We start from the raw sequence: 24,790 nt of genomic DNA, 5'->3' as shown, positions 1-24,790 counted from the left end.
TAATAATGATTGTTGCCTACTCTGGTTAAGGGTTTTCAGCTTCCCCCTTTCTGAAGTACTTCGTAATTTGTTCTGATAAATGATATCTGGTTAAAAGATCATCCTGTATGATGTACATTGAATGATCTTTTACATACAGTTCTTTCAACTTTTTATTATTTTTTCTATAGATATAAAAACTTCCGATATACATTTGAGCATCTGTTTGATAGACATCAATGACATCTGCTTTTTTCCATGCATTTTTTGATTCATTTTTGCCCATCAGCACAGAGTGATTGAACAGTAGACCCCGGTAAACAAAAGATTGGCTGTTGACTTTAAGGGGAGGCTGGTTCATCTTGCGGCTACCGTCAGATAATGCTACACTTCTGATCTGTGCATTTCTGACTGTATCGATGGTGTGAAGTCTTTGTTTTATTTTCATATCGTTGTCCATCACAATGAACTCGTTTCTGTAAGCATAGGTGTAGATCAGCTCCTTTTCTGCTGCATCGCCGATTAAAATTCCATCGAGATCAAAAACGCCGTCTGTCTGTTTTTGCAGTATCCCTGAAATCATGGTCAATTTGGGAGTCTTTCTCAGATCGATCTGTCCTAAAATGAAATTTTGAGTCGCTGCACTTTGGGTACGTACTGCAAATCTCGTAGAGTCTAAAACAACAAGACTGTTAAAATACGCATCCTGATAACTGATGGTTTTTGCTTTGATGCTTCCGATATTTCCTCTGAATATTACAGGTACTGTACCATCATAAACATAATAATGAGTACCCTTCACTTCAACAGAAATATTTTTAAAATCCAACTGCTTATGATCCGGCTGGAGATACGAAGTATGAATTTTTGAGAGGGCAGTATCTGTTGTTGTTAAAGACAGTGGATATTGACGATTCCCTAAATACAAGGTGTCCTGATTAAAACCTGCAAAATAATAATCTTTATTATCAAGGGTTAAAGTATTGGTTTCCGAAACCGGATGCAGAAGAAATCTTCGGGTAAAATTATTTTCTTTTTTAATGATGTATTCTGATGACAAAAATAAGGTGATCACCATTCCAATGCTAATAATATTAGTTCCCAAAATAATCAATACACTAGATCTCATACTGTTACCTTGACAGTACTTTTCACTGATGATTGCAACAATACCCAATACAACGCATACCAAATTAAAAATTAAATGTTCAGTCCACCCCAGTTTTTCAAGAATTCCCCCGCATGAGCACGGAACAAAATCACTGTAGTTAAGAATCAGATAGATGTATATTGTAAAGGATGACATCAATGCAGTAGATGCATACAATCCTGTTTTCCTATACCTTTCAAAAGACAACAATAGGGCAATGACGATCTCAACAAGAATCACCGAATACGAGATAATACCGGCATAAGCGCTCAGCAAAGGAGACTGCCCGATCTGAACCTGAAAATTTTCAAAGTCTAAGATTTTACTCACCGCTGCGTAAAGAAACAGCAGAATAAAAAAATAAGCGATGATTAGGGGTATATTAATCGAACGGTTTTTCATGGCATAACGATTTATAAGGGTGTTGATTTTATCCTTTGATTATTAGTTTCCATTGAACCCGAAAACCGCAATATTCCGGCATGGGCTCACCTTTATACAGGGTAATGGTTGTCTTAAAATTCCCCATACTTTCCCAGATGCCACTTGTAGGACATGGTTTGCCTGTAACGACTGATATGGATTTTTGGGGAATCATGGGTACATTCTTTTTATAATTTGCCTTTATTTCTTTGGCGCTATCCGCCAGTCATCTCCGTCTCTTACGGGAGGGTCCGGATATAGATGTTCGTCCGATGACTTCGCAGAATCTCTGCTCATCAGATGATGATCTTGCAGATTTTCTGAAATATTTGTCTCATGTACAAAATCTTCGTCATGTTGTGAACAGTTTTGCATCATTGCCGAGCATAGGGCCAGGCTTAAAATTGGGAGTAACTTTTTCATTTTAATAATTTTTTGGTAGTTATCCCGGCCGGATAAGAATCGAATTCGTTACCCAAAGGTAGAGGGGAGAAACCTCGTAAAAAACTGTTGCAAGGAGCTTTTGCACAATTAAGACGTCCTAATTTTACAATTAGGACAATCAAAAAAGTCCGTCAATCAGCATTATGACGAGTATTGTCATAATTTGTCTTAGAATGGCTTATCGATTCCAAAGGATAAGACTTATTATGTTGCAAATTGTCTATTTTTGAGATGGTGAGGTTTTAAAATAGAGCATATGAAAAAGTATCAATACCTGATGACCGTATTTTTATTGTTATCACAACAATTATTTCCCCAGAATTCAGAAAGGTTGACCTATCGCGATATCAGAAAAGAATATGAAAAAATGTTGAACGATGACAGCAGGGCGATGCCGTCTGTGCAGAAATATATCAAAAAAGCCAAAAAAGAAAAAAATCAAGAACACCTCATTCAGGGATATCGTGACGGAAGACAATATTCAGCATCATTTGATGAAAAGCTACAGTATGCAGACAGTACCATTTCTGCAACGATGATGTATGGCAATAAAGATGAAATCAGCAAAGCCTATTTGAGCAAGGGTATTTTATTCTATTTCAATAAGAAGAAATTCAAGCCTGCTTTAGATCAATATCTTAAAGCGTATAAATATTCCAAAAATTCCAAAGATGAATTTCTGAAACATAAAGTCCTGTATCACATGGGCATTGTTAAAAATCATTTAGGGTACTATCAGGATGCTCAGTCCCATTTTGAAAACTGTATCAATTTTTATGAAGAACAGATTAAACGCAGGCTGCATGATAATGACTTATACAGCAATAAAAAAGCATATTATAACAGTCTGCACCAGCTAACCGTAGTCAATAGGTATCTCAAAAATTTTAAGACTAGTGACAGTTTAAGTGCTCTTGGATATAGACTGACCGAGGCTGATAGGGATTTCGCATTGGAAAAATCTTATTTTCTGAAATGCATGGGCATATCCAGTTTCCATAAAAAGGATTTTATTTCAGCCAAACGTTCTCTTGAGGAATCTCTCCCTGGCCTGATCGCAAGAAACGATTTTGCATGGTGTTCTGTAGTTTATTATTACCTTGGAAAACTACATGAAACTCAGGAAAATCCGGTACTTGCCATTAAAAATTATCAGAAAATCGATTCTATATTTAATAAAAATGATTTTATTCTCCCTGAAGTAACAAGAAGTTATCATTATCTGATCAATCACTACAATAATTCGGATGTCAAGAAAGAGCTTTATTATACTACACAACTACTAAAAGCAGACAGTTTAATTACCAAAGACTTCTCCTATCTTTCAGAGAGGATTCATAAGGATTACGACCGGAGTTCTCTGATGGAAGAAAAAACTGAACTGGAAAGATCAGGTTATTATAAAACAAGATTTGGTGTCTTTTTAATGATCGTTCTTATCATTGTGATTGTCCTATTTTCGATGCGATACCGTAAAGATCAAATCATTAAAAAGAAATATTTAAACCTGCAAAAAAGACTTCTTGATGAAAAAGAGATGCAGAAAACCATACAGGTGGCAGAAGATTCGCCCAAGTACAGAATAAAAACTGAACTTTCTCCGGAAGTTTTCGAAAAGATTAGGAAAAAGATTAAAAAATTTGAAGAAGATAAAGGATACAATAAATTGGGATTGACCCAAAAAAGCATTGCAAAGGATTTTGGAACCAATGCTTACTATCTTTCTGTTTATATTAGAGAAAACAAAGAGGTCAATTTTACAACTTATTTATCACGTCTGAGGATCAATTATATCACGAATCTCCTCAATACCAATAATCAATCGTTAAACTTTAAAATAGAAGCGCTCGCTGAAATGTGCGGAATAGCGGCACGACAGAACTTTTCGGATCTGTTTTACGAATACAATGGTATACGTCCGGCTGATTTCATAAAAAACAGAAAGAAGGAATTGGGCTTGCAATAGGATCTACAATTGGTGAATTTTTGTAATTTTCTGAAAAAAGGACATGGTTACAAAAACAATTTTTAGAAAAATCGGTGAATTGGATGAAGATCTAAAACGCAGAATGCAGGCAGTACATGATGAAAACAGTGATCTCATCAGAATATCGGAAAAGTGTCTGATCCTGATTGATCAATGTGTGGTACTGGTCAAAAAAATGATTGTTGATCATCATTTTGACAGCATTGGCGAGGAAGTTCATTTTTTCAAAACACTCAAGCCTCAACTGATTTCAAAGTTTATGTATTACAGTACTGTGCTGGATTTAGAATCACACAGACCCACAGCAGGCCATAAGATTTTAAAAAAGTACTATGAACAAGAACAGGAAAAAATCAATCAGTTTTATCAGGAAAATGCGGAGTTCTACAGCTATTACAGACGTGATGCAACCTATCTTGATCATAAGATATTCATCAGGAACTCGTATGATTTAAAAATGAAATTGTCGTTTGGGTTTTATAATTTTGACAGAAGTTTTACCACTTCTCATGATCATCTCATAGCGCATTTTATAGCAAATCAGCAGCTGGATGAATTCTTAAAAAAGCAGATCGTCAATATCTCAGATAGTCCTGCTTCAAAATCAGTATCTCCTTTAACGTGGTCAGCTTCTAAAGCAGGTCTGATTGAATTGGTATACGGACTGTACCAGATGAGGTGTTTTAATGGAGGAAATATCGAATTAAGTGAGGTGATCAAGTTTGTAGAAAAATTTCTGGATACAGATCTTGGCAATTTTCACAAAACCATATTTGAAATCAGGAACAGGAAGCAGGGACCTGCAAAATTCATTCAACTCATCAATGATCATCTGATTCAGCATTTTCTGGATAAAGATGAGGATGAGTCGTAGCATTCATGTTATAGCTCTGGTTTCGATACAAATTTTTGAAAAACAGAATCTAATCTGGATAGTAGTGCAAACAATGGTATGCTGCTATTTAATTTCTAAAAGCTAAATCCCCTACTGTAGGGGATTTTATGTACTTATAGTTTAAAAAAATAATGCTTTAAAGTATATTTACTGGCAATCACCAGAAATTAATTTTAGACTTATCCGCACAGAAGACATGTTCGAAACTTTAAATGAACGATCCGTTAAAATATCAATAATTTTTAAAACCAGCTCCATATAAAATAATTGTGCTTTCTGACAAATCATTAATTTCTCATTTTAATAAATGTTGTAAAGCAGGATCATTCTGAATTCTTTCTATTTCATCAATAATAATTTTTGAGATATCTAGTTTAATCTTCCGATAATTTTCATCGATCACCTGTTTCATTTGATCTTTTCCGTCCTTATCTACGAAACTCAAAACCTCTGGTATTTTTTGATAGTTTTTAGTTTGTCTAGTTACCGATTCATTATCGACTACAATTTCAGCGTGGAACATTTTCTGATCAATTCGCTCATCAAAATTATCTGAAACTGCCCCGACAAAAACTCCCTGCGTTAAGGTAGATATTTTTGAAGCGGGGATCAAACTGTCTAATTGCGTAGAGATTGAGGTTGAAGTGTCATTTCTGTTGATGGATATGCTTTGTCTTTTCTGTAGTACTTTTCCAAACCTTTCCGACAGACTTTTGGCCGTTTCTCCCACTACCTGACCACTAAAAATATTACCTACTGTATTCTGAATCACCTTACTTTCCTTATCGCCGTAATCCCTGGTTAACTGCGAAAAATCCTGAAAACCCAAGCACACCGCCACCTTATTACTTCGCGCAGTGGCAATCAGATTATCCAGTCCTCTGAAATAAATCGTGGGCAACTCATCAATAATTACCGAACTCTTTAACTGATCTTTTTTGTTAATCAGCTTTACAATTCTTGAGTTGTACAGTCCCAAAGCAGCAGAATAAATATTCTGTCTGTCGGAATTGTTTCCCACGCACAAAATTTTCGGCTCCTTGGGATTATTAATATCCAACGAAAAATCATCACCGGTCATTACCCAGTATAACTGTGGAGAAATCATTCTTGATAATGGTATTTTAGCGGATGCAATCTGTCCCTGCAACTGATCCTGTGCTCCTCCCTGCCAGGCATCCATAAAAGGGGAGAGGTAGTTTTCAAGATCAGGGTAGGAAGTCAAAATAGTAAATACATCTGAGTATTTTTTATTCAACAGTTCGATGGCATGCGGAAACGTACAGTATTTTCCACCCTCGTAAATCTTTAAAAACCAGATGATTGCCGCAAGTAAAATAATCGGTGACTCGACAAAAAAGTCACCCTGCTTTTGTATCCAGCTCCGGTTCAGATTCAGCATGATAGTGTACGCTGCTTCATACGCATCTGATATGTCGGTCATAAAATCAGGATTTAAAGGATTGCAGCGATGACTTTTTTTTGGATCGTCAAAATTGATGACGTAGAATTGAGGCTTTACTTTATATTTTTCGGTGTGCTTCAGCAGATGATTGTACGCGATGGTTGAAAGGTCACAAAATTTAAAATCATAGATGTACATTGAAAATCCTTTTTCAATATGTTGCTTGATATAATTATTCACAATCGCATACGACTTTCCTGAACCCGGAGTTCCTAAAACGATCGTTGCTCTGAAGGGATTGACAACATTGATATAACCGTCATTCCACTTCCCCTTATAATAAAATTTGGTGGGAAGATTAACAGAATATTCATTCTGCATCAGTTTTGTTTCCTGCATAAAACTTTCATTCTCATTATTGAAGACATCATCCAATAGATTATTACGTAGTAACCGGTTCATCCATACTCCTGCAACCATCATAGATACATATCCCAATCCCATGGATAGACTGTAAAGCAAGTGACCCATATTAAAGCCTATTTTCAACAAAGGAAAATTCAGAAAAAATAAGAAGAATCCAATCCCTGCAGCAACATAGATTTTAGGCCATATTATCTTTTCATTTTTCACTCCTTTAGTTCCTAAACAGCTCAATGCCAATAACACCAAAGCAAATATTTTGGAATATAATGGGTTCGAAAACAAACCTGCTTTACGGTCAAAATTGTAGAGTATTTTATTAATAAGATCCAATGTCCACCCCCGTTCGAGAAAAAAGCCATAACAAAACCAGTATAGATGCATCAGAACTAATAGAATACTGATTGCTCTCATAAATCCCATTATCTTGGCCAGTCCTTTTGCATCATCTTCTCCCATGAGTATGTATAATTATTTGGAGCGAATATAAAATCCTACAATATTGAAGTCCTTAATGGTGGATTTCCTTTCATGATTTGTCGGTATTTGTCATTATCTCAGAATAATATTTTTTATCGATTATATATAGTCTGTCGAAAATGGCAGGCAGTGCCTGCTAAATTGAGATTAACACCTATTGTCACTCTATAGGTGTCTCAGATAATAACGCAAGAAAGTTTTGCGAAATGCAGACCGTAGTGAAAAACTGGGTTAGAAAGAAATTAACCGACCAATTCATTCAGCGTTTTCTTTTCCGTCTTTTTCTTATTTGATGTTCAAATTCCTGTTCCTCATGGTCACCTTCATTATGAAATAAAAATAATCCGCCAGCAGATTCAATCACGCCGTCGTCAGATTGAATTCTTTTCTGATCGGTTTCTAAAAAATTGAAAAGAAGATGTGGTTGTTCTGACGGCGCAGAGAATGACTTGTTTCTATCTACGGTTTCATTTTTTTCTAAAATCAATTTTTTCTCTATCGATACATTTTTATTTTTCCATTTCTGAGTAAAAGCATTAGAAGAAAATTCTTTTCCCAGACTTGAGCCATTCCAAACAGTTTTTGAACGATGGTCAATAAAAGTAATTCCGTACATGATACCATCATTATTTCTTCGGATGACCGTATTAATTCCCTGTCTGATCAACATGTTTTTAAAATCATTTTCATTAAAAGTAGATTCCATTATGTTGGCAATAACGCTTTTTAGTTGAGATTTCAGGATGTCATCTTTGAGAGATTCACGACATTTTAAAAAATGTTTTTCCAACGCATAAAGACTGGCATCTACACCAAACAAGGATGCCTTGAAAGGATTTCCTACTTTTTTGCCTTCTTCATTCAGCGGAAAATAGAGTAGACCACTTTGTAATTGACCTTGCAACTCACCATCTACTTTTTCTGTTGTCATATTAAAAAGAGACAGCAAAGCATTGTATTCTGCCAAACTCCGAAACTGGTAGTATTTCTGAAGATGGCGAATTACAGAAGCGATCTGTTTTTTAACATCACCGGCATTGTAGTCGACAGGATGAAAGATCAAGTCGGATTTTTGAACTCTTTTCATCGTAGCAGGCACTAATTCGTATTTGTTTTCCAATTCTCTGCATATCTCCATTGACCTTCTTTTCTCAAACCGATCTGAAATCTTTTTTCCCATCTCATCAACAACTACTGTAACAATATGAATATGAGTACGATCAATATCAAAATGTTTAAAGACAACATACGGCTGATCACCATATCCCAATTTCTGCATATATTCTTCAGCCATCTGTATAAAACTTTCATCACTCACCTCATCCTTTGGATCAGGATTTAATGAGATATGCAACGTGTACTTTTCTGTATTTCGGTTTGCTGCCAAATAAGAATCAAATGAATGTGCTAATTGAGATACCGTATACTGTCCATCCGTCGTTTCAATCATTTTATTAGTCATCAAAATTTTTCCTTTCTCATTTTCAACCTTCTTATTATTGTAGGCTAAAGCCCCGTATAGATTACTGCTTCTCCCAATTTTTGAAATCATTTTATTTTTCCTTTTTTAAATGATCTCTCTTAAATTCTTCCGTAATCTCAATGATTTTTTTACACAAAACTGCCAATTCAATGGTTTGCTTTTCCAATTTATATAAAAATGCAGCAGCTTTCCGATCAGAAAACCGGGTATATAATAGTTTGACGACTTGATTATAGTTGAATCCCACCGCACGAAACTGACTGTAAAGCGAAGTTAAACGCATATAAAAATCTGCTGCACCCTTATCAATTTTAACTGTTTTAATTTCTTTAGAAAACAGTAAGGAGACTATAAATTTTGCTTTATTGGACAGTCCGGACTCCTCATAAAGCATCATCAACCGATCATTTTCTGCGTCGGTCAATCTGAATACATGACGGTGGACGCTTCGATTCAACTTAGGCTTTCTGCCTCCTTTTTTTTTGTAATGTTTATCATGATTATTCATAACGTACTATTTACCAATTTTTAAAACTTCGACTTCGGAGAATGTTTTTCAGCTCCCGGCAGGGCAAGTTGTTTTGAGGCACAAAAAACAGTGATGAGGCACTCAAAACACAACTTGCCGTGTTCTAATGAACACATTCATTAAACTTTAGATTATTGTACAATGTAAGAACTTACCAATCAGAACGTATGATTGAGTGAAGGCTAAGTGCTTCCTCTATAAGTCATTAGAAGTCAGTATTTAATCGATTGAAAGAAGAAATGCTTTATTTGATGTAAGGTTTTAATGGAGGCAATAAAGAATGTAGTAGATCTAAGAAAACGAGCAGCTACAATTACAAATTCGTAAGCATAAAAGAATAAAGTTTTAAAACGATAAAAGCATAAAAGCGATAAAAATTATAGTCTGCAATAAAGTTTATTATTTGCTCAGTAAAAAAGCTTTTTCAACCAGAATATGTACAAAGATTTGCTCACAAATATTTCTGATTAACCAGATCGTAATTTATGAATCTTTAAAACTGTAAAATTCTAAGGTAAATCAATTAACAATAAATTTTGAAATTATGGAAAGAACAAAAAAAACTTTAAAAATCAGTTTTTCCACTCAGAAAGGAGGCGTTGGAAAATCGACGATAACTACTTTGCTTGCGAGCGTTCTCCACTACCGGTTAGGATACAATGTTGTCGTTATGGATTGCGACTTTCCGCAGCACAGTTTAACGAACATGAGGGTACGCGATACAAAAAGCATCATGCAGAACGAGTATCATAAAAAAACAGCAATGAAGCAGTTCCAAACAATCAACAAAAAAGCATACCCAATTATTAAGTGCAAAGCTGAAAATGCATTGGAGACGGCATTTGAATATTGTGATGATATGGTCACAATGCCGGATATTATTTTTTTTGATCTTCCCGGAACTGCCAACACCAAAGGGGTGCTGACTACACTGAGGTCGATGAATTTTATTTTTTCACCAATCACTGCTGATCGTTTGGTAATTGAAAGCACATTGGGGTTTACCAAAGCCTTTCTGCAATTGCCAGAATCAGGAGGGGAGGACCACTGCCAATCTTTGCATCTGTTCTGGAATCAGGTAGACGGTAGGGAAAAGACAGGGTTATATAATGCTTATCAACGGGTAATTGAAGAGCTCCAGCTTCAGATTATGCATAGCCGTATCATGGACAGCAAACGTTTCAGAAAGGAAGCGGATGATTCAGGAAATTATATTTTCAGATCCAGTTTGCTGGCTGCTGATCCTCAACTTTTAAAAGTGACCAAAATGGATTTATTTATCGAAGAATTTTTAAGCATCATACAACTATAAAAAATATCATCTATGGATTCAGATAACGATCATAAAGAAAGAAATGTTGACGAAGATTATTTGATGAATATCATCAGCGGTGATGAGAATGAATCATCTTCTAACAAGCTTCAGCATAACAATATTATAAAGAAAGGAAAGACTAAAGAAAAAACACGAAGCAGTTCCTTGAAGAAAGTGGATTATGAGGAAGCCTTTCTGATCAACCGTTTTCCTTCGGGTCGTAACGGTAAGGTGGTGTACATTCGGCCGGAATATCACGAAAGGCTGATGAGAATCGTTCAGTTAAATACTGAAGATAAAACAACACTATACTCTTATATTGACAACATTCTGGAATATCATTTCCGAGAATTTGGAGAGGATATCACTACCTATTTTAACGAACGTTTTAAACCAATTTTATAAATTATGGAAATACTTATTGTTCTATGTCTGCTCCTTATCATTACTTTACTTTTGCAGGATAAAATAGTGACCAAAAAAAGATTAGATAAAAAAAATAAACCTCACCTCCAAAGCCATGATCTTCCTCAAATTATGGGGAAGCCTAAACAGGTAATAAAGCACACTGTTTTTAATAATCCTAGTGAAACTCCTGAAAATTTCAATGAAGATTTTGTCAAAAATGAAAGTGTAAAAATTCAAATTCCGGAGGAAGAGTTAGAGGTAATTTTTGCTGTACAACCTGATTTTGAAGAGGAGGAAGAAGGGTGGAAAAAGTATGGTATTTTGGTTGACGATCAAGACCTCGCCACTGGAGCGACATTTGAAGATCTGGGTTCTGCCAGTAGGATGCTGCAAAAGGAAAAATTGCAACCCAGTGAAAAGGAGGTCATCCTTCACCATGTACAAAGGATAGAAGGCACACTATTATTAGATTTATTAGAAAATTCTATTGAAAAAGGTGCAGATAAAATAGCTGAATTATTAGATTCCAGCATTGCGTCCCTTGACACTACTGATGATTTTGCCACCTTCCCAAAAGTCCATTTAAAGGATTTTGATATTGATCAATTTTTATAAAAAGCCGTGTTGTTGAGATTTTTCTTTAACATAAAAATAACTTATTTTAAGAATAAATTATGTGTTTTTGGTTTGTTTATTGCTTCAAAAAGAAACGATTCTCATGTTTAATTGAGTTTTCATGGTTATTAGTTTTTACCCAGCATTTAGCTGGGTTTTTTGTGTGATCACAATTTCTTTAAAAACTTTGAAATTCAAAGCCATTCTTATTTCTCCAATCACTTTCTTCCTGGGTTCTTAGTAATAGCTTGTCAAGCATTAAAGCTACAAATAATACAATTAGGTTAACTAAAGGTTTATTCGAAATAATTAATAACTGAACCTTTTTTCTGTTCGTTCAAAGGTCATTCTCTGCCAAGCAATTCAACATGCTGCCACTTTTTAACCAAGGATCGATTTCCATAACACCTTTGTCCAGAAGTTCACAAGGCGTGGACAGATAACGACAATCTAAAGTGTTATAGTCATGGAAAAACAAAAGATCAAAATTCTAATCTGCAGTGTATTTTTATTCACCGCATCTCAAACATTCGCCCAAGGCAACGGCACTGCCGGAATCAATGAAGCCACCCAGATGGTGACTTCCTATTTCGAGCCGGCTACGCAACTTATCTATGCCATCGGAGCTGTAGTAGGACTCATCGGAGGGGTAAAAGTCTACAACAAATTCAGCAGTGGCGATCCTGACACCAGCAAAACTGCAGCAAGCTGGTTCGGTGCGTGTATCTTTTTGATTGTTGCCGCTACCATTCTCCGTTCATTCTTCCTTTAAAAAATCAATGTTATGAATATTTATCATATCAATAAAGGAATTGGAAGAACCGTCGAATTCAAAGGACTAAAAGCGCAGTATCTCTTCATCTTCGCAGGAGGATTGCTCGGACTTTTGGTTTTGGTCATGATTCTTTACATGGCAGGAGTTAATACCTACATCTGTTTATCCATTGGAGGAATCACCAGCAGTGTACTGATCTGGCAGACTTTCTCTTTAAACAGGAAATATGGGGAACACGGACTAATGAAATTGGGTGCGAAGATAAAGCATCCCCGATACATCATCAGCCGAAAGTCAGTCTTCAGATATCTAAAATCTAATTCCAAAAAAGCTGCAGCATGAGAAATACATCAAAAGCAGCAACTTTGGAAAGCAGGTTCCCACTATTAGCAGTGGAAGAAAACTGCATCATTTCAAAAGATGCTGATGTTACGGTTTGTTTCAAAGTGAGACTACCCGAGCTTTTCACCGTTGCTTCCGCAGAATATGAGGCCATCCATTCCGCATGGTTCAAGGCAGTCAAAACATTACCTGATTATAGTATCGTTCATAAGCAGGATTGGTTTATTAAAGAAAATTACAATCCCGATTTGTCAAAAGAGGATCAGAATTTTCTGTCTAAATCATTTGAAAGACATTTCAATGAAAGACCTTTTCTAAATCATTATTGCTATCTCTTTATTACAAAAACCAGCAAAGAACGGATGAGAATGCAGAGCAATTTCTCCTCCTTATGCAAAGGTAAACTCATTCCCAAAGAGATCAGGGATAAAGAATTGATCAGCAGATTTATGGAAGCGGTCGATCAGTTCGAAAGAATTATGAATGACAGCGGTTTTGTGAGATTGGAAAGAATGACAGAAGATGAAATCACCGGAACAAAAGATCAGTCAGGACTTTTGGAGCAGTACCTTACTTTATCCAGAGAAATCAATCCATCCCTTCAGGACATCAACTTGGGTGCAGAAGAAATGAGAATCGGCAATAACCGGATCAGCATGCACACACTATCTGATACTGATGATGTTCCCGGAACGGTATCTTCTCACAGCCGCTATGAAAAACTGAGTACAGACCGCAGCGATTGCCTGCTGTCATTTGCTTCTCCTGTGGGACTTTTACTGAACTGCAATCACATGTACAATCAATATCTCTTTCTTGACAACAGCGATGATAACCTCAGCAAATTTGAAAAGTCTGCAAGGAACATGCACTCACTGGCGAGATACAGCAGAGCCAATCAGATCAATAAAGAGTGGATTGAAAAATACCTGAACGAAGCACATTCATATGGTCTGCAATCCATTCGAGCCCATTTCAATGTAATGTCTTGGTCAGATAGTCCTTACGAATTGAAACAACTGAAGAATGATATTGGTAGTGCCTTAGCCTTAATGGAATGCAAACCCAGACACAATACCACGGATACTGCCACTCTTTACTGGGCGGGAATTCCAGGAAATGCGGGAGACTTTCCAAGTGAAGAAAGCTTTTACACCTTCATCAAACCGGCTTTGTGTTTCTTCACAGAGGAAACCAATTATCAGGACTCTTTATCACCTTTCGGGATCAAGATGGCCGACCGGCTTACCGGCAAACCCATTCATCTTGATATCTCCGATCTTCCGATGAAGCAGGGAATCATCACCAACCGTAACAAATTTATTCTCGGACCTTCAGGAAGCGGTAAATCTTTTTTCACCAACCACATGGTGAGACAGTATTATGAACAGGGAGCTCATGTCTTACTGGTAGATACCGGAAACTCCTATCAGGGATTATGTGAACTTATTAAGGGTAAAACGAAAGGAGAGGACGGCGTGTATTTCACTTACACTGAAGACAATCCGATTGCTTTTAATCCCTTCTATACCGATGACGGAATCTTTGATATTGAAAAAAGAGAAAGTATCAAAACTTTGATTTTAACCTTATGGAAAAGAGATGATGAACCGCCTACAAGATCGGAAGAAGTAGCCTTGTCCAATGCCGTCAGTGGCTATATCGAGCAGATCAAAAAAGCGGAACATCAACCATCATTCAATGGCTTTTACGACTACGTAAAAGATGATTATCAGGCAGTACTGGAACAGAAAAAAGTACGTGAAAAAGATTTCGACATCGCCAACTTTCTAAATGTTCTCGAACCATATTACAAAGGTGGAGAATATGATTACCTGCTCAATTCAGACAAGCAGTTTGATCTTCTATCCAAACGGTTTATTGTGTTTGAGATCGATGCGATCAAAGATCATAAAATTCTTTTTCCAATTGTGACCATCATCATAATGGAAGTCTTCATTAATAAAATGCGAAGACTGAAAGGCATCAGAAAGCTCATTCTGATCGAAGAAGCATGGAAAGCGATTGCAAAAGAAGGGATGGCAGAATATATCAAATATCTGTTCAAGACCGTCAGAAAATTCTTTGGAGAAGCCATTGTCGTAACACAGGAAGTAGATGACATTATTCAATCACCGATTGTCAAGGAAAGCATCATTAACAATTCAGACTGTAAGATTTTACTGGATCAGCGAAAGTACATGAACAAGTTCGATGATATTCAGGCAATGTTGGGACTTACGGATAAAGAAAAAGCTCAGGTACTTTCGATCAATATGAACAATGATCCGAAAAGACTCTACAAAGAAGTCTGGATCGGATTGGGCGGAACCCACTCCGCAGTCTACGCTACAGAAGTTTCCACCGAAGAATATCTCGCATACACCACCGAGGAAACTGAAAAATTGGAAGTCATGAATCTGGCTTCAGAACTTGGTGGCAATGTCGAACACGCCATCAAGAGGATTTCCTTAAAAAGAATCAAATCAAACAAAGAAAATTAATCAATTAATTAAAATTAAAAGCAATGAAAAAGTTAATCATTAAAACCCTAATGGTAGCAGTTCTCGCTACAACAACCTCATTAAAAGCACAATTCGTAGTGACCGATCCAGCCAATCTCGCTTCAGGAATTCTGAACTCCGCCAATGAAATTGTGCAGACTTCCAACACCGTTTCGAATGTCGTTAAAAACTTTAATGAAGTCAAAAAAGTCTACGAACAGGGAAAGGAGTATTACGACAAACTCAAAGCAGTCAACAATTTGGTCAAAGATGCCAGAAAAGTTCAGCAGACCGTATTGATGGTCGGCGATGTCTCGGAAATGTATGTCAATAATTTCGGGAAGATGCTGAACGACCCCAATTTCAATGCACAGGAACTGACAGCCATTGCCAATGGCTATTCTCAACTCTTGAACGAGAGCACTGAACTGCTGAAAGATTTAAAGCAGATTGTCAATACCAGCAGCCTTTCCCTGAATGACAAAGAAAGAATGGATATCATTGACCGTGTCTACAAAGAAGTCAAAGATTATCATAATCTGGTTCGCTACTACACCAATAAGAACATTTCTGTAAGCTATCTACGAGCAAAAAAACAGAACAACACGCAGAGAGTATTGAACCTTTATGGTACCGCCAATCAAAAATACTGGTAAGATGGAATCCGATAATTTACACGAACTGCTTCGTAATGTTTACGAAGAAATGATGCCGCTGTGCGCAGACATGGCAGCAGTTGCCAAAGGCGTAGCAGGATTAGGAGCTTTATTCTACGTAGCGATCAAGGTATGGCAGGCACTGAGCCGAGCAGAACCTATCGATCTGTTTCCGATGTTAAGACCTTTTGCGATTGGGATTTGCATCATGTTTTTTTCAACGCTTGTGCTTGGAAGCATTAACGGCGTATTAAGTCCCATCGTTCAGGGTAGCCATTCCATGTTGGAAGATCAGGTGTTGGATCTCAACGAACTCCAGCAGAAAAAAGACCTATTGGAAAGAGAAGCCATGCTTCGAAATCCTGAAATGGCCTATCTGATCTCCGATGAAGAATTTGACAAAAAACTGGAAGCACTCGGCTGGTCTCCTTCAGATTTGGTCACCATGTCCGGAATGTACATCGAAAGAGAAATGTTCTCCATTAAAAAAGACATCAGAGACGGTTTCCGGGAATTTCTCGAGATTTTGTTTCAGTCTGCAGCACTGGTGATTGATGTCATAAGAACATTTTTCCTCATTGTTTTATCGATACTCGGTCCCATCGCATTTGCTATATCGGTCTGGGATGGATTTCAGAGTACCCTTACCCAATGGCTTACCCGATACATCAGTGTGTATTTATGGCTTCCTGTTGCCGACATGTTTAGTGCAATCCTTGCCAAGATTCAATCCTTAATCATTGAAAAAGATATTGAGATGCTGGCTGACCCCAACTTCATTCCCGATACCTCCAACACCGTGTACATTATTTACATGATCATTGGCATCATCGGATATTTTACCATTCCTACGGTAACAGGCTGGGTCATACAGGCAGGTGGAGCCGGAAACTTCACGAGAAACGTCAACCAGACTGCACAGAAATCCGGAAACATTGCCGGAGCGGCTGCAGGGTCAGCGACAGGAAATATTTCAGGAAGATTATTAAAATAAAATCGTACAACAATGGAATTTAAAACTTTAAGAAATATAGAAAACAGTTTCAAGCAGATCAGGTTATTCACCTTTGTCTTTGCCCTGTTATGTTTTGGAGTAGTAGGGCTGGTCATCTTTAAATCTTACCAATTTGCAGAAGAACAGCGACAGAAGATCTATGTTCTGGATAACGGAAAATCTTTGATGGTTGCGCTTTCTCAGGATATGTCCATCAATCGTCCTGTAGAGGCAAGAGAACATGTAAGGCGTTTTCATGAGCTTTTCTTTACGATTGCTCCTGATAAAAATGCGATTGAGAGCAACGTCAAAAGAGCTTTTAATCTGGCAGACCAATCAGCCTTCAATTATTACAAAGACCTTTCTGAAAAAGGCTATTACAACCGAACTATTTCGGGAAATATCCAGCAGAGAATTGAAGTCGACAGTGTGGTTGCCAATTTCAACAGCTATCCTTACGAAGTTCAAACATTTGCCCGTCAATTTATTATCAGATCCAGTAATCTGACCATACGTAGTTTGATAACAAATTGTTTCTTAGTGAACTCAGTCAGATCAGACAGCAACCCTCAGGGATTTACCATTGAAAAATTCAACGTCGTCGAGAACAAAGATGTTGAAACAGTTAACCGTTAAAATCAGAACCTATGAAAAAGTTTAGACAAATAATCGATCAACAGGTTCTGAATGCAGAGCAGAAGTGGAAAGCGTTGCCGGAGGCACGTCAACGAATACTAACCAAAATCTTTTTTGCAGTGTATACTTTGTTCACTATCGCTGCATTTGTACAGATTTGGTGGAGTGCGGCTCACAGTAAATCAATTCCAATTGGTGGTCACATCAGTAACATTCCGGCAGGAGTCAACATCGATCAAAAAGCAACAAAATGAAAGATCAGAATACAACCCAAGTGCGGGTTACTGAAGGAAGTTCCGGATTGTCATCGAACAATGAACTTCATGAAAGCAGAAAAGAACAGCTCGAAAAACTGAAGAAACCATTAATTTATTTTCTCATGGCAGTGGTCTTTGCAGGATGCCTATATCTTATTTTTAAACCAAAGGAAAAAACAATTCTTGAAGATATCGGTTTTAATTCAGCAATTCCCCAGGCAGCAGAAGATAAATTACAGTCGGATAAGCAAAAAGCTTACGAACAACAATTGTTAGAGCAGAAAAATGAAGAGAAAAAAAATGCTTTAACAACACTGTCGGATTACTGGACAGACCCTGTGACCTCACAAAATAGAAATTCACAAACTGTAAATGATCAAACTCAAGGTAGTCAAAACGGAATGTTATCCGGTGACCAAAATGCAGTTAACAGTTATCGAAATGCACAGCAAACATTAGGCTCTTTCTACAGCCGTAATGATCAGGAAGTCAGCCAGCTGAAAAGAGAAATCACCAGATTGAAGAATGAATCATCACAGAAAGATTCGGCACCTGTTGGAACAAGCATTAATGATCAGCTTGAGCTGATGGAGAAATCTTATCAGATGGCTGCTAAGTATCTTCCGACGAATTCCGGCTCAGAAAAATCAGAAGAAAAAAAAGTTCGTGAAAAGCAGGATGATGAGAAGAAACTTCAAGTGACTACTGTCATACCAGCTAGAAACAACATTGTATCCGGTCTGTACCGTGAAGTCAGTGACAGTGCATTTCTAGCAAGCTTTCATCGAAACAGTTTCACCGATCTGCAAAGCAGTAAAGAAAGAAATAATATTTCCAATCCAAACAGCATTAGGGGGGTGATCCATGAAACAAAAATCATTACTGCCGAAAGTATGGTCACCCTAAGGCTTTCTCAGCCGATGCTTTTAGCAAAGACTTTCATCTCGGAAGGCACTGTCCTCAAAGCAACTGCAAAATTTCAGGAAGGAAGGTTAATGTTGAAAATTTCAACCATTGAATACCATGGAAATATTCAGCAGGTTGATATTAATGTGCATGATAACGACGGGCAGTTGGGACTTAATATTCCTTATTCCCCGGAACAAAATGCAGCCACTGATATCTTAGCAAATATGGGACAGAATTCGGGAACGAATATTATGATGACTCAATCCGCGGGACAGCAGATTGCGGCAGACTTAACAAAAGGAGTTGTTCAGGGTGTATCGGGATATTTCCAAAAAAAGGTCAGACTTCCGAAAGTTACTGTGAAAGCAGGGCATCAGGTTTTTCTGGTCTCAAAAAAATAATGTAACAACAAAATAACAACAATGAATAATATATTGAAACAATGGATGATCTTCATCCTTACTGCGTTTTCAATGAGCGTATTTACTGCTCAGGAAATGCCTCAATTTGCTTCACTCAACGAAGCCAGATTAGAGCCGTATAAAATGGAAGTCACCTACAATAAGACGACCCATTTAATATTCCCGTCACCCATCCGGTATGTTGATTTGGGAAGTGAAAATCTCATTGCCAACAAAGCTGAAGATGTAGGAAATGTTTTACGAATTAAAGCAGGCATCAGAGATTTTGAAGAGGAAACCAATTTCTCCGTGATTACGCAGGATGGTAAATTTTACAACTTTGATGTATTTTACAGTTCCTATCCTGACACTTTAAATTATGATCTTCTCAAACTGCAAAGACAGCATGAAAAAGAATATTCAACAGAAGTGTTACTGGAAGATCTTAAAGGAGAATCAGCTTCATTGACAGAGCTATTGATGAAGACATTGCACGAAAATCCAAAGGGCAGCATCAAACATGTTGGCTCAAAAAGCTTTAGAATTCATTTTCTTCTCAACTCTTTATACATACACGAAGGGAAATTTTATTTCGTACTCAAATTAAGAAATAAAAGTAATCTTCCGTACGATATCGATTTTGTCAGCTTTAAAATTATTGACAAGAAGAACTTTAAACGTACCGTCGTTCAGGATAAAGTATTGACACCGATTCGTCAGTATTTAGTCACTAAAACGATCAATCATCAATCCGATGAAAAGGTAGTTTATCTTCTTGATCAATTCACATTATTGGAAGATCAGATATTGGAAATAGAAGTATATGAAAGAGAGGGTGGAAGGCATCAGAAAGTTAGGGTTAAAAATAAAGATCTCATCAGTGCGAAACTTATTAATGAGATTCATCTTAAAATTAAGTAAAATGATATTAATCACGTTTTCTGCATAGGTGATATCAATACAAAATGCCACTCATTTTTTGAGTGGCATTTATCTACTATAATACGCTCTGCTATTTAAGGTTTTGCGATGATTTTAATATTTTATCATTTAATTTTTTTTTCACCCAGTTTTGAGCTTAATCTGAACGACTTCATCGGAATAAATAATCTCAAAATGCAGATTAGCATTGTTGGTAACTAATCCGGTAATGATGCTCAAAGTAATGATTTTTGCTTATATGGAAAACATTTATTCGTCAAGAAAAATAGAAAAGGCGATGCGTGAAAATTTTCTTTTTATGTGGCTTTCCAATATGAATATTGCTGATCATAACACTGTTGCAAGATTCAGAAGTCAAAAATTGCAGTCTGCTTTTAAGGATATTTTAACCCAGGTGGTTTTGCTTTTGGCAGAAGAAGGATTGATTACTTTAAAGCAAGTCTACACGCACGGTACAAAGATATAAGCACAAGCCAACCGTTATACTTTTGTTTGGGGAAAATCCATCAAAACCGATAGAGAAAAAATGCTTCAACGACTTGAAAAACTTTGGACTTATGCCCAAAGCATTGCTGCGGATGAAGATAAAGATCCGGCAGACCGTTGAAAATATCAATCAAAAACTAAGCGGAAAAACTACTTCGGACAAAGGAAAAACCAAAGCAAAAACGAAGCTGAACTATATCAAAAACAACTTTGAGAAAAACCTTGAAAAGTATGAGCTGCAGGAGGGAATTTTGAAAGAATGAAGCTCTTACAATAAAACCGATAAAGATGCTACTTTTATGAGAATGAAGGAAGATCACACGAAGAACGGACAACTAAAGCCCGTATACAACGTACAAATCTTATTGGTTAGTTTGCGTTTTTTTTTCTAATAATGGCAAAACAATCCTTTTCACCATCGGTTTATCATCTTTCCAATCGGGATCATCCTTAGAGTCTTTCCAATTGGTTACCAACTGTACCTCTCCTTTTCGGTTTAAAAGGATAAATTTTGACATATCATCAATATTTTCAAATTGTGCAGGAGTAATTTTTTTAAGAAAATCTTTATACTTTTTAGATTTCCCTCTACTTTCTATATCTTTAATAACAAGAATTTTTGCATCAGGATAGGTCTCCAAAACCATGTCTCTTGATTGCTTTGTGAAATTATTGTTTTCTTGATCAATCAGCAAAACATAAAGATCAACATTATAAAATTTCTCTATGACGAAAAAAGAAGGTATATGATAGATACACGGTGTACACCAACTTGCAAAGGTGAAAAACAACGTATTGGGTTGGGGTGAATTTTCAGCTAAACACTTCACATCATCAACCGTTACTGAGTAAATATTTTCGTAATGCGACTGTGGTAGTTTGCATTTTTCAATAGGTGTTTGTGAGAAAACTAATGAAAACCCAAATAGTAAAAAGGGAATTGTTTTTAACATTTAATATAATCAGTTTTTGAGATTATTATTAACCATTTAAAATTCTGTTACCACTTATTGATTAATCCATTTTATCGCCTCATTTAACTGAGTATCTGTATTTTTAGCAACATCGGATATAGTGGGGTAAACAAATTTGTCGATCTTAACGCCTTTACGCTGGGTCTGAGTTCCATCTGGATAAAAAATGGCATTGCCGGAAAACGGAAATTTGTATCCACCTGGTAGAATAATCTCCTTATCATCGCCATCTGCACCAGCACTTTGACTACCGATTGTAATGGCATTAGGAAACATGTGCTGTAAAAACATGGTATAATATTCACCAGCGCTAAGGGTTTCACCATCTACTAAAATAACAATCTTTGCATTCATTGTAAGATTTCCGGGTCGTGCTGTTTGCGGATAATATTCTATATTATCTGTTAATTGTTTATACATCCCTATATGCTGTTTATCCAACTTATAATATCTGGCAAACAAACTTTTATCATTTCCAAAAGTATTGTACATCATATAATAGAAACCGCCCCAATCCGGATAGCTTCGCATATCTAAAATGATGCCTTTTTGCTTTCCTGCTTGAATAAAAATAGAATCCATAGCAGTTTTCAATTTGTCTTCTGGCAGGTTTTCAAGAAATCGAGTCGTTTGATTAGATCTGAAGATCACGATACCAGGGGCTGCATATTCAGGTTGAATGCCTAATTTACTTCCGGCAAGTTTGTTATTAATATAGGCAGACACTTTTTTGAAGTCGTCCTGTTTACTTACCCACTCAACAGTTGTTTTTTTAATATTCCTGCCACGCGTCAATAATAGTTTAGCATGCAGTTTATCGGTTGGGAACAGCAGATTATCCAAGTATCGGCTTAAACGAGAATTTAGCGCATTGGGATTTGAAGCTGAAAGATATTCCCCGATAAAGTCCACCCTCTTACTTATCGTTTCATCATTAACATGGGTGATCACATCGCCTTCTTTAATATCGGCTTGTTTACACAATTCAGGAATGATAATTTTAGTAACCACCACCTTGGAGCCATTATTGACTAATTGATAATCAAAAGGTGGGTAAAACTTTATCTTTAGAATAGTCTTCCAGTTTTTCATTTCCTTATAAAACCGAAGGGCATGAGTATCATTTAAAGGTGCTACCAGTCTAAGTAATTGCGTTTCATAAGCGAGTTGTGTATCAGCTTTTGCAAACAATGGTACAGCATCCCTGGAAATCTTGTCCCAGTCAGAATTCATGAGATATTTGTGTGGGAAGAGATAATCTACACCAGCCATAATTTTAGCCAAAGACAGCATCCGGTAATCATAGGGTAAAGCAATTGAATCTGGAAAAGCGTATGCCTTTTCATTTGGGATTTCAGTAGAGAAATGTTTTGGCGTATAATAGTGATGGTTATCATCCACGAAGCGATTCTTGTAAATATATTGCAGCTTTTTACGCAGATCCACTGAAAGAAACGTTTCTTTCGTAAACCAATTTTGGTTAACGTTTTGAGCCATTTCTGTGACAGAATATTTTGTAGGAGCGGGTTTAAAGCTTTGCCCAAAATTTAAGTTGCTGATCATTCCGGAAAGTATAGCGTCTAATTGACTGGCATTCTTAATTTTATCTACAGCTTCATAATTTTTTAAAAAAATACTATCAGCATCAATCCTTCCTGAAGCTAACGCTGGATGATAGTATTTTAAAAATCCCCAAGTTTTTAAATAATAATATTTGACTTTTATTTGGTCGGATTGCTGTGCAAAGGTATGAATAGTAAATAACGTGCAGACAATGGTTAGAAGAAAATGTTTTAAGTTCATAATTATTGATTTATGATTTATAAGCCTGTTTGTTCTTGATAAAAAAATGAGTGTATAATTATTTTTTGAGATTGTTTAAATATATTATCTTTTTTTCATATGTAAAATTGACTCTCAACGAAGCTAAATATATAATTTGTTTCAGATATCATACTATTTTTTAATTTCCTGCATCAATTCAAAACACATTGGATCAATATTTTCAATAGGATTAAATGACGAAACATTTGATAAGATAATTACGGCTGTTTTGTTGTCAGTACTTAAAGTCATTGAAGACGAATATCCAGCTGTTCCACCGTTATGCCAAAATATATTTTGACCATTTTCTGATTTTAAAATATGCCACCCTAAACCGATTTTCATTTTTTCGCTGATGTCAAAAGTAGGTCTTCTTGTTAATGCAAGTTCTTTGTTTTTAGAATTAAACTGTGCTGCTGCAAATTTTGCTAAATCTTCTGTCGTTGATAAGATTCCGCCACCACCAAATAAAACGTCAAAATCCCAATTTGGAATTATTTCTCCATTTATATCTAACCCTTTTATCAATTTTCCTCCCAAATTCTGCGAATTGGTAAAAGAATTCATCATTTTATATTTATCAAAAATTTTTTTCTTTAATAACTCCTGAAAACTTGTTTTTTGAGATAAACCTAAAGTGTATCCTAATAATCCTGCTCCCAAATTTGAATAAGCATAAGATTTTGAGGGCTTATTTTCAAGCGTCAATGAATTTTTAAGATAATTTTCAAGTTCTTTCTTGCCATAGTCTTGATAGGGATTAGATTCATTTGATAAATCTAAATTCTCGGGTAAGCGAGGCAGTCCGGAAGTATGATTGGCTAAACTTTCAAAACTAATATTAGTATTCTCTTTGAATTTAAAATGATAGTAACTATCGACATGATCAGCTAAATTGATCTTTTTATCTTCTACCAAAGAAGCTAAAACTGTGGAGGTAAAAACTTTAGTAATAGAACCGATCTCAAAGACCTTGCGTTGATTTTCAATTGGTTTTATAGAATCATTTTCCTTTATAATTCCGTAGTAATTTGTTTTTCTATTTTTAATGACGGCAATGGATAATTGGGTACTATTTGGAAAATCTTTCGCCTTTGAATAAACAATCTGGGCAATTTCTTTTGGATATCTACTTAAAACATTTGCAATATTGTTCGCTTCTAATGTAGCAGATTCTTTATACGGTGTTATAAAAAGTCCGTCAATTTGATTATTCTCATTCAGTGAAATATTAACTGACAAAACTGCCTTTTCAAATTTGGTTTTATAACTTGCATAAGTTTCCTCTTCGTATTTGATGAATTCTTTATTCTCAATTTTACCAGCTTGCAATTTTAAACTTTTTAAAAATTCATTTGTGCTTTCAAAAGGTAATGTCTTTTTCATTTCTGTCGAAAAACTGTGAAAAATTTCATCATATTTTCCGGCATTATATTTTGTCTGAAATTCATCAATCTTAGCTTTGTAGTTTTCAGTCTGAGCAAAAATTTGCTTGTTTATCAGGATGGTTAAAAGTAATGAGAATATTTTTTTCATTAGATTTTTGTTGTTAAG

The 24,790-nt window shown here is 36.1% G+C and carries 24 protein-coding genes; 16 read left to right on the top strand and 8 right to left on the bottom strand.

The features are described 5' to 3' along the window. Nucleotides 1–25: 25 nt before the first annotated feature. The gene (locus tag NZ698_RS14805; protein ID WP_263003979.1) at nucleotides 26–1,531 is read right to left on the bottom strand and encodes a MauE/DoxX family redox-associated membrane protein; all 1,506 of its coding nucleotides are present in this window, start codon (nucleotides 1,529–1,531) and stop codon (nucleotides 26–28) included. A gap of 222 nt (nucleotides 1,532–1,753) precedes the next feature. Then, complete coding sequence (locus NZ698_RS14800) at nucleotides 1,754–1,930, bottom strand: hypothetical protein (protein WP_263003978.1); 177 nt, start codon at nucleotides 1,928–1,930, stop codon at nucleotides 1,754–1,756. 322 nt (nucleotides 1,931–2,252) lie between these two features. Between NZ698_RS14800 and NZ698_RS14795 the strand changes: the two genes are divergently transcribed. Both NZ698_RS14795 and NZ698_RS14790 read left to right on the top strand, forming a co-directional pair. Continuing rightward, the gene (locus NZ698_RS14795) at nucleotides 2,253–3,962 is read left to right on the top strand and encodes a helix-turn-helix domain-containing protein (protein ID WP_263003977.1); all 1,710 of its coding nucleotides are present in this window, start codon (nucleotides 2,253–2,255) and stop codon (nucleotides 3,960–3,962) included. A 43-nt stretch (nucleotides 3,963–4,005) separates the two neighbouring features. Continuing rightward, on the top strand, nucleotides 4,006–4,857 hold the full coding sequence (locus NZ698_RS14790) for an RteC domain-containing protein (protein WP_263003976.1): 852 nt from the start codon (nucleotides 4,006–4,008) through the stop codon (nucleotides 4,855–4,857). A 316-nt stretch (nucleotides 4,858–5,173) separates the two neighbouring features. Here NZ698_RS14790 and mobC read toward each other — a convergent pair whose 3' ends face one another. From mobC to mobA, 3 genes are all read right to left on the bottom strand, one after another. Continuing rightward, complete coding sequence (mobC, locus tag NZ698_RS14785; protein WP_263003975.1) at nucleotides 5,174–7,165, bottom strand: conjugal transfer protein MobC; 1,992 nt, start codon at nucleotides 7,163–7,165, stop codon at nucleotides 5,174–5,176. Between the two features lie 280 nt (nucleotides 7,166–7,445). Continuing rightward, a complete protein-coding gene (locus NZ698_RS14780; protein WP_263003974.1) occupies nucleotides 7,446–8,738 on the bottom strand; it encodes a conjugal transfer protein MobB in 1,293 nt (430 codons plus the stop codon). 1 nt (nucleotide 8,739) lies between these two features. Continuing rightward, a complete protein-coding gene (mobA, locus tag NZ698_RS14775; RefSeq protein WP_263003973.1) occupies nucleotides 8,740–9,177 on the bottom strand; it encodes a conjugal transfer protein MobA in 438 nt (145 codons plus the stop codon). A 565-nt stretch (nucleotides 9,178–9,742) separates the two neighbouring features. Here mobA and NZ698_RS14770 point away from each other — a divergent pair. From NZ698_RS14770 to NZ698_RS14705, 14 genes are all read left to right on the top strand, one after another. Next, a complete protein-coding gene (locus NZ698_RS14770; RefSeq protein ID WP_263003972.1) occupies nucleotides 9,743–10,510 on the top strand; it encodes a ParA family protein in 768 nt (255 codons plus the stop codon). Between the two features lie 12 nt (nucleotides 10,511–10,522). After that, on the top strand, nucleotides 10,523–10,918 hold the full coding sequence (locus tag NZ698_RS14765) for a DUF3408 domain-containing protein (RefSeq protein WP_303649272.1): 396 nt from the start codon (nucleotides 10,523–10,525) through the stop codon (nucleotides 10,916–10,918). A gap of 3 nt (nucleotides 10,919–10,921) precedes the next feature. Next, the gene (locus NZ698_RS14760; RefSeq protein WP_263003971.1) at nucleotides 10,922–11,536 is read left to right on the top strand and encodes a conjugal transfer protein TraD; all 615 of its coding nucleotides are present in this window, start codon (nucleotides 10,922–10,924) and stop codon (nucleotides 11,534–11,536) included. Nucleotides 11,537–12,002: 466 nt separating this feature from the next. Beyond that, the gene (locus tag NZ698_RS14755) at nucleotides 12,003–12,308 is read left to right on the top strand and encodes a DUF4134 domain-containing protein (protein WP_263003970.1); all 306 of its coding nucleotides are present in this window, start codon (nucleotides 12,003–12,005) and stop codon (nucleotides 12,306–12,308) included. Between the two features lie 12 nt (nucleotides 12,309–12,320). Then, a complete protein-coding gene (locus NZ698_RS14750) occupies nucleotides 12,321–12,653 on the top strand; it encodes a DUF4133 domain-containing protein (RefSeq protein WP_263003969.1) in 333 nt (110 codons plus the stop codon). Beyond that, the gene (locus tag NZ698_RS14745) at nucleotides 12,650–15,157 is read left to right on the top strand and encodes a TraG family conjugative transposon ATPase (protein ID WP_263003968.1); all 2,508 of its coding nucleotides are present in this window, start codon (nucleotides 12,650–12,652) and stop codon (nucleotides 15,155–15,157) included. The genes NZ698_RS14750 and NZ698_RS14745 overlap by 4 nt, the downstream gene beginning before the upstream one ends. 23 nt (nucleotides 15,158–15,180) lie before the next feature. Then, nucleotides 15,181–15,813 carry a DUF4141 domain-containing protein gene (locus tag NZ698_RS14740; RefSeq protein WP_497006625.1) on the top strand — a complete coding sequence of 211 codons (633 nt, stop codon included), beginning with the start codon at nucleotides 15,181–15,183 and terminating at the stop codon, nucleotides 15,811–15,813. A 1-nt stretch (nucleotide 15,814) separates the two neighbouring features. After that, on the top strand, nucleotides 15,815–16,807 hold the full coding sequence (traJ, locus tag NZ698_RS14735; RefSeq protein ID WP_263004259.1) for a conjugative transposon protein TraJ: 993 nt from the start codon (nucleotides 15,815–15,817) through the stop codon (nucleotides 16,805–16,807). A 12-nt stretch (nucleotides 16,808–16,819) separates the two neighbouring features. Further along, a complete protein-coding gene (gene traK, locus NZ698_RS14730) occupies nucleotides 16,820–17,443 on the top strand; it encodes a conjugative transposon protein TraK (RefSeq protein ID WP_263003967.1) in 624 nt (207 codons plus the stop codon). A gap of 11 nt (nucleotides 17,444–17,454) precedes the next feature. Further along, nucleotides 17,455–17,697 (top strand): hypothetical protein, encoded by a 243-nt coding sequence (locus tag NZ698_RS14725; RefSeq protein WP_263003966.1) that lies wholly within the window; start codon nucleotides 17,455–17,457, stop codon nucleotides 17,695–17,697. Further along, nucleotides 17,694–19,010, top strand: coding sequence for a conjugative transposon protein TraM (traM, locus tag NZ698_RS14720; protein ID WP_263003965.1), 1,317 nt, complete (start codon nucleotides 17,694–17,696; stop codon nucleotides 19,008–19,010). The genes NZ698_RS14725 and traM overlap by 4 nt, the downstream gene beginning before the upstream one ends. A 21-nt stretch (nucleotides 19,011–19,031) precedes the next feature. Beyond that, nucleotides 19,032–19,931 carry a conjugative transposon protein TraN gene (gene traN, locus NZ698_RS14715; RefSeq protein ID WP_263003964.1) on the top strand — a complete coding sequence of 300 codons (900 nt, stop codon included), beginning with the start codon at nucleotides 19,032–19,034 and terminating at the stop codon, nucleotides 19,929–19,931. Between the two features lie 229 nt (nucleotides 19,932–20,160). Then, complete coding sequence (locus NZ698_RS14710; protein WP_263003963.1) at nucleotides 20,161–20,418, top strand: transposase; 258 nt, start codon at nucleotides 20,161–20,163, stop codon at nucleotides 20,416–20,418. A gap of 112 nt (nucleotides 20,419–20,530) precedes the next feature. Then, nucleotides 20,531–20,701 (top strand): hypothetical protein, encoded by a 171-nt coding sequence (locus tag NZ698_RS14705; RefSeq protein WP_263003962.1) that lies wholly within the window; start codon nucleotides 20,531–20,533, stop codon nucleotides 20,699–20,701. Nucleotides 20,702–20,800: 99 nt separating this feature from the next. Here the strand turns inward: NZ698_RS14705 and NZ698_RS14700 are convergent, their stop codons facing one another. The 3 genes from NZ698_RS14700 to NZ698_RS14690 form a co-directional block, all read right to left on the bottom strand. Further along, nucleotides 20,801–21,391: a hypothetical protein gene (locus NZ698_RS14700; protein WP_263003961.1), complete on the bottom strand. Its 591-nt coding sequence runs from the start codon at nucleotides 21,389–21,391 to the stop codon at nucleotides 20,801–20,803. Nucleotides 21,392–21,445: 54 nt separating this feature from the next. Further along, a complete protein-coding gene (locus NZ698_RS14695; protein ID WP_263003960.1) occupies nucleotides 21,446–23,215 on the bottom strand; it encodes a S41 family peptidase in 1,770 nt (589 codons plus the stop codon). Between the two features lie 153 nt (nucleotides 23,216–23,368). Beyond that, nucleotides 23,369–24,772 (bottom strand): serine hydrolase domain-containing protein, encoded by a 1,404-nt coding sequence (locus NZ698_RS14690; RefSeq protein ID WP_263003959.1) that lies wholly within the window; start codon nucleotides 24,770–24,772, stop codon nucleotides 23,369–23,371. Nucleotides 24,773–24,790: the final 18 nt, after the last annotated feature.

Origin of the sequence: Chryseobacterium edaphi, from assembly GCF_025628985.1 — a bacterium.
Classification (GTDB): domain Bacteria; phylum Bacteroidota; class Bacteroidia; order Flavobacteriales; family Weeksellaceae; genus Chryseobacterium; species Chryseobacterium edaphi.
The sequence above is the reverse complement of the archived record's forward strand: the minus strand, read 5'-3'. Positions and strand labels throughout refer to the sequence as shown.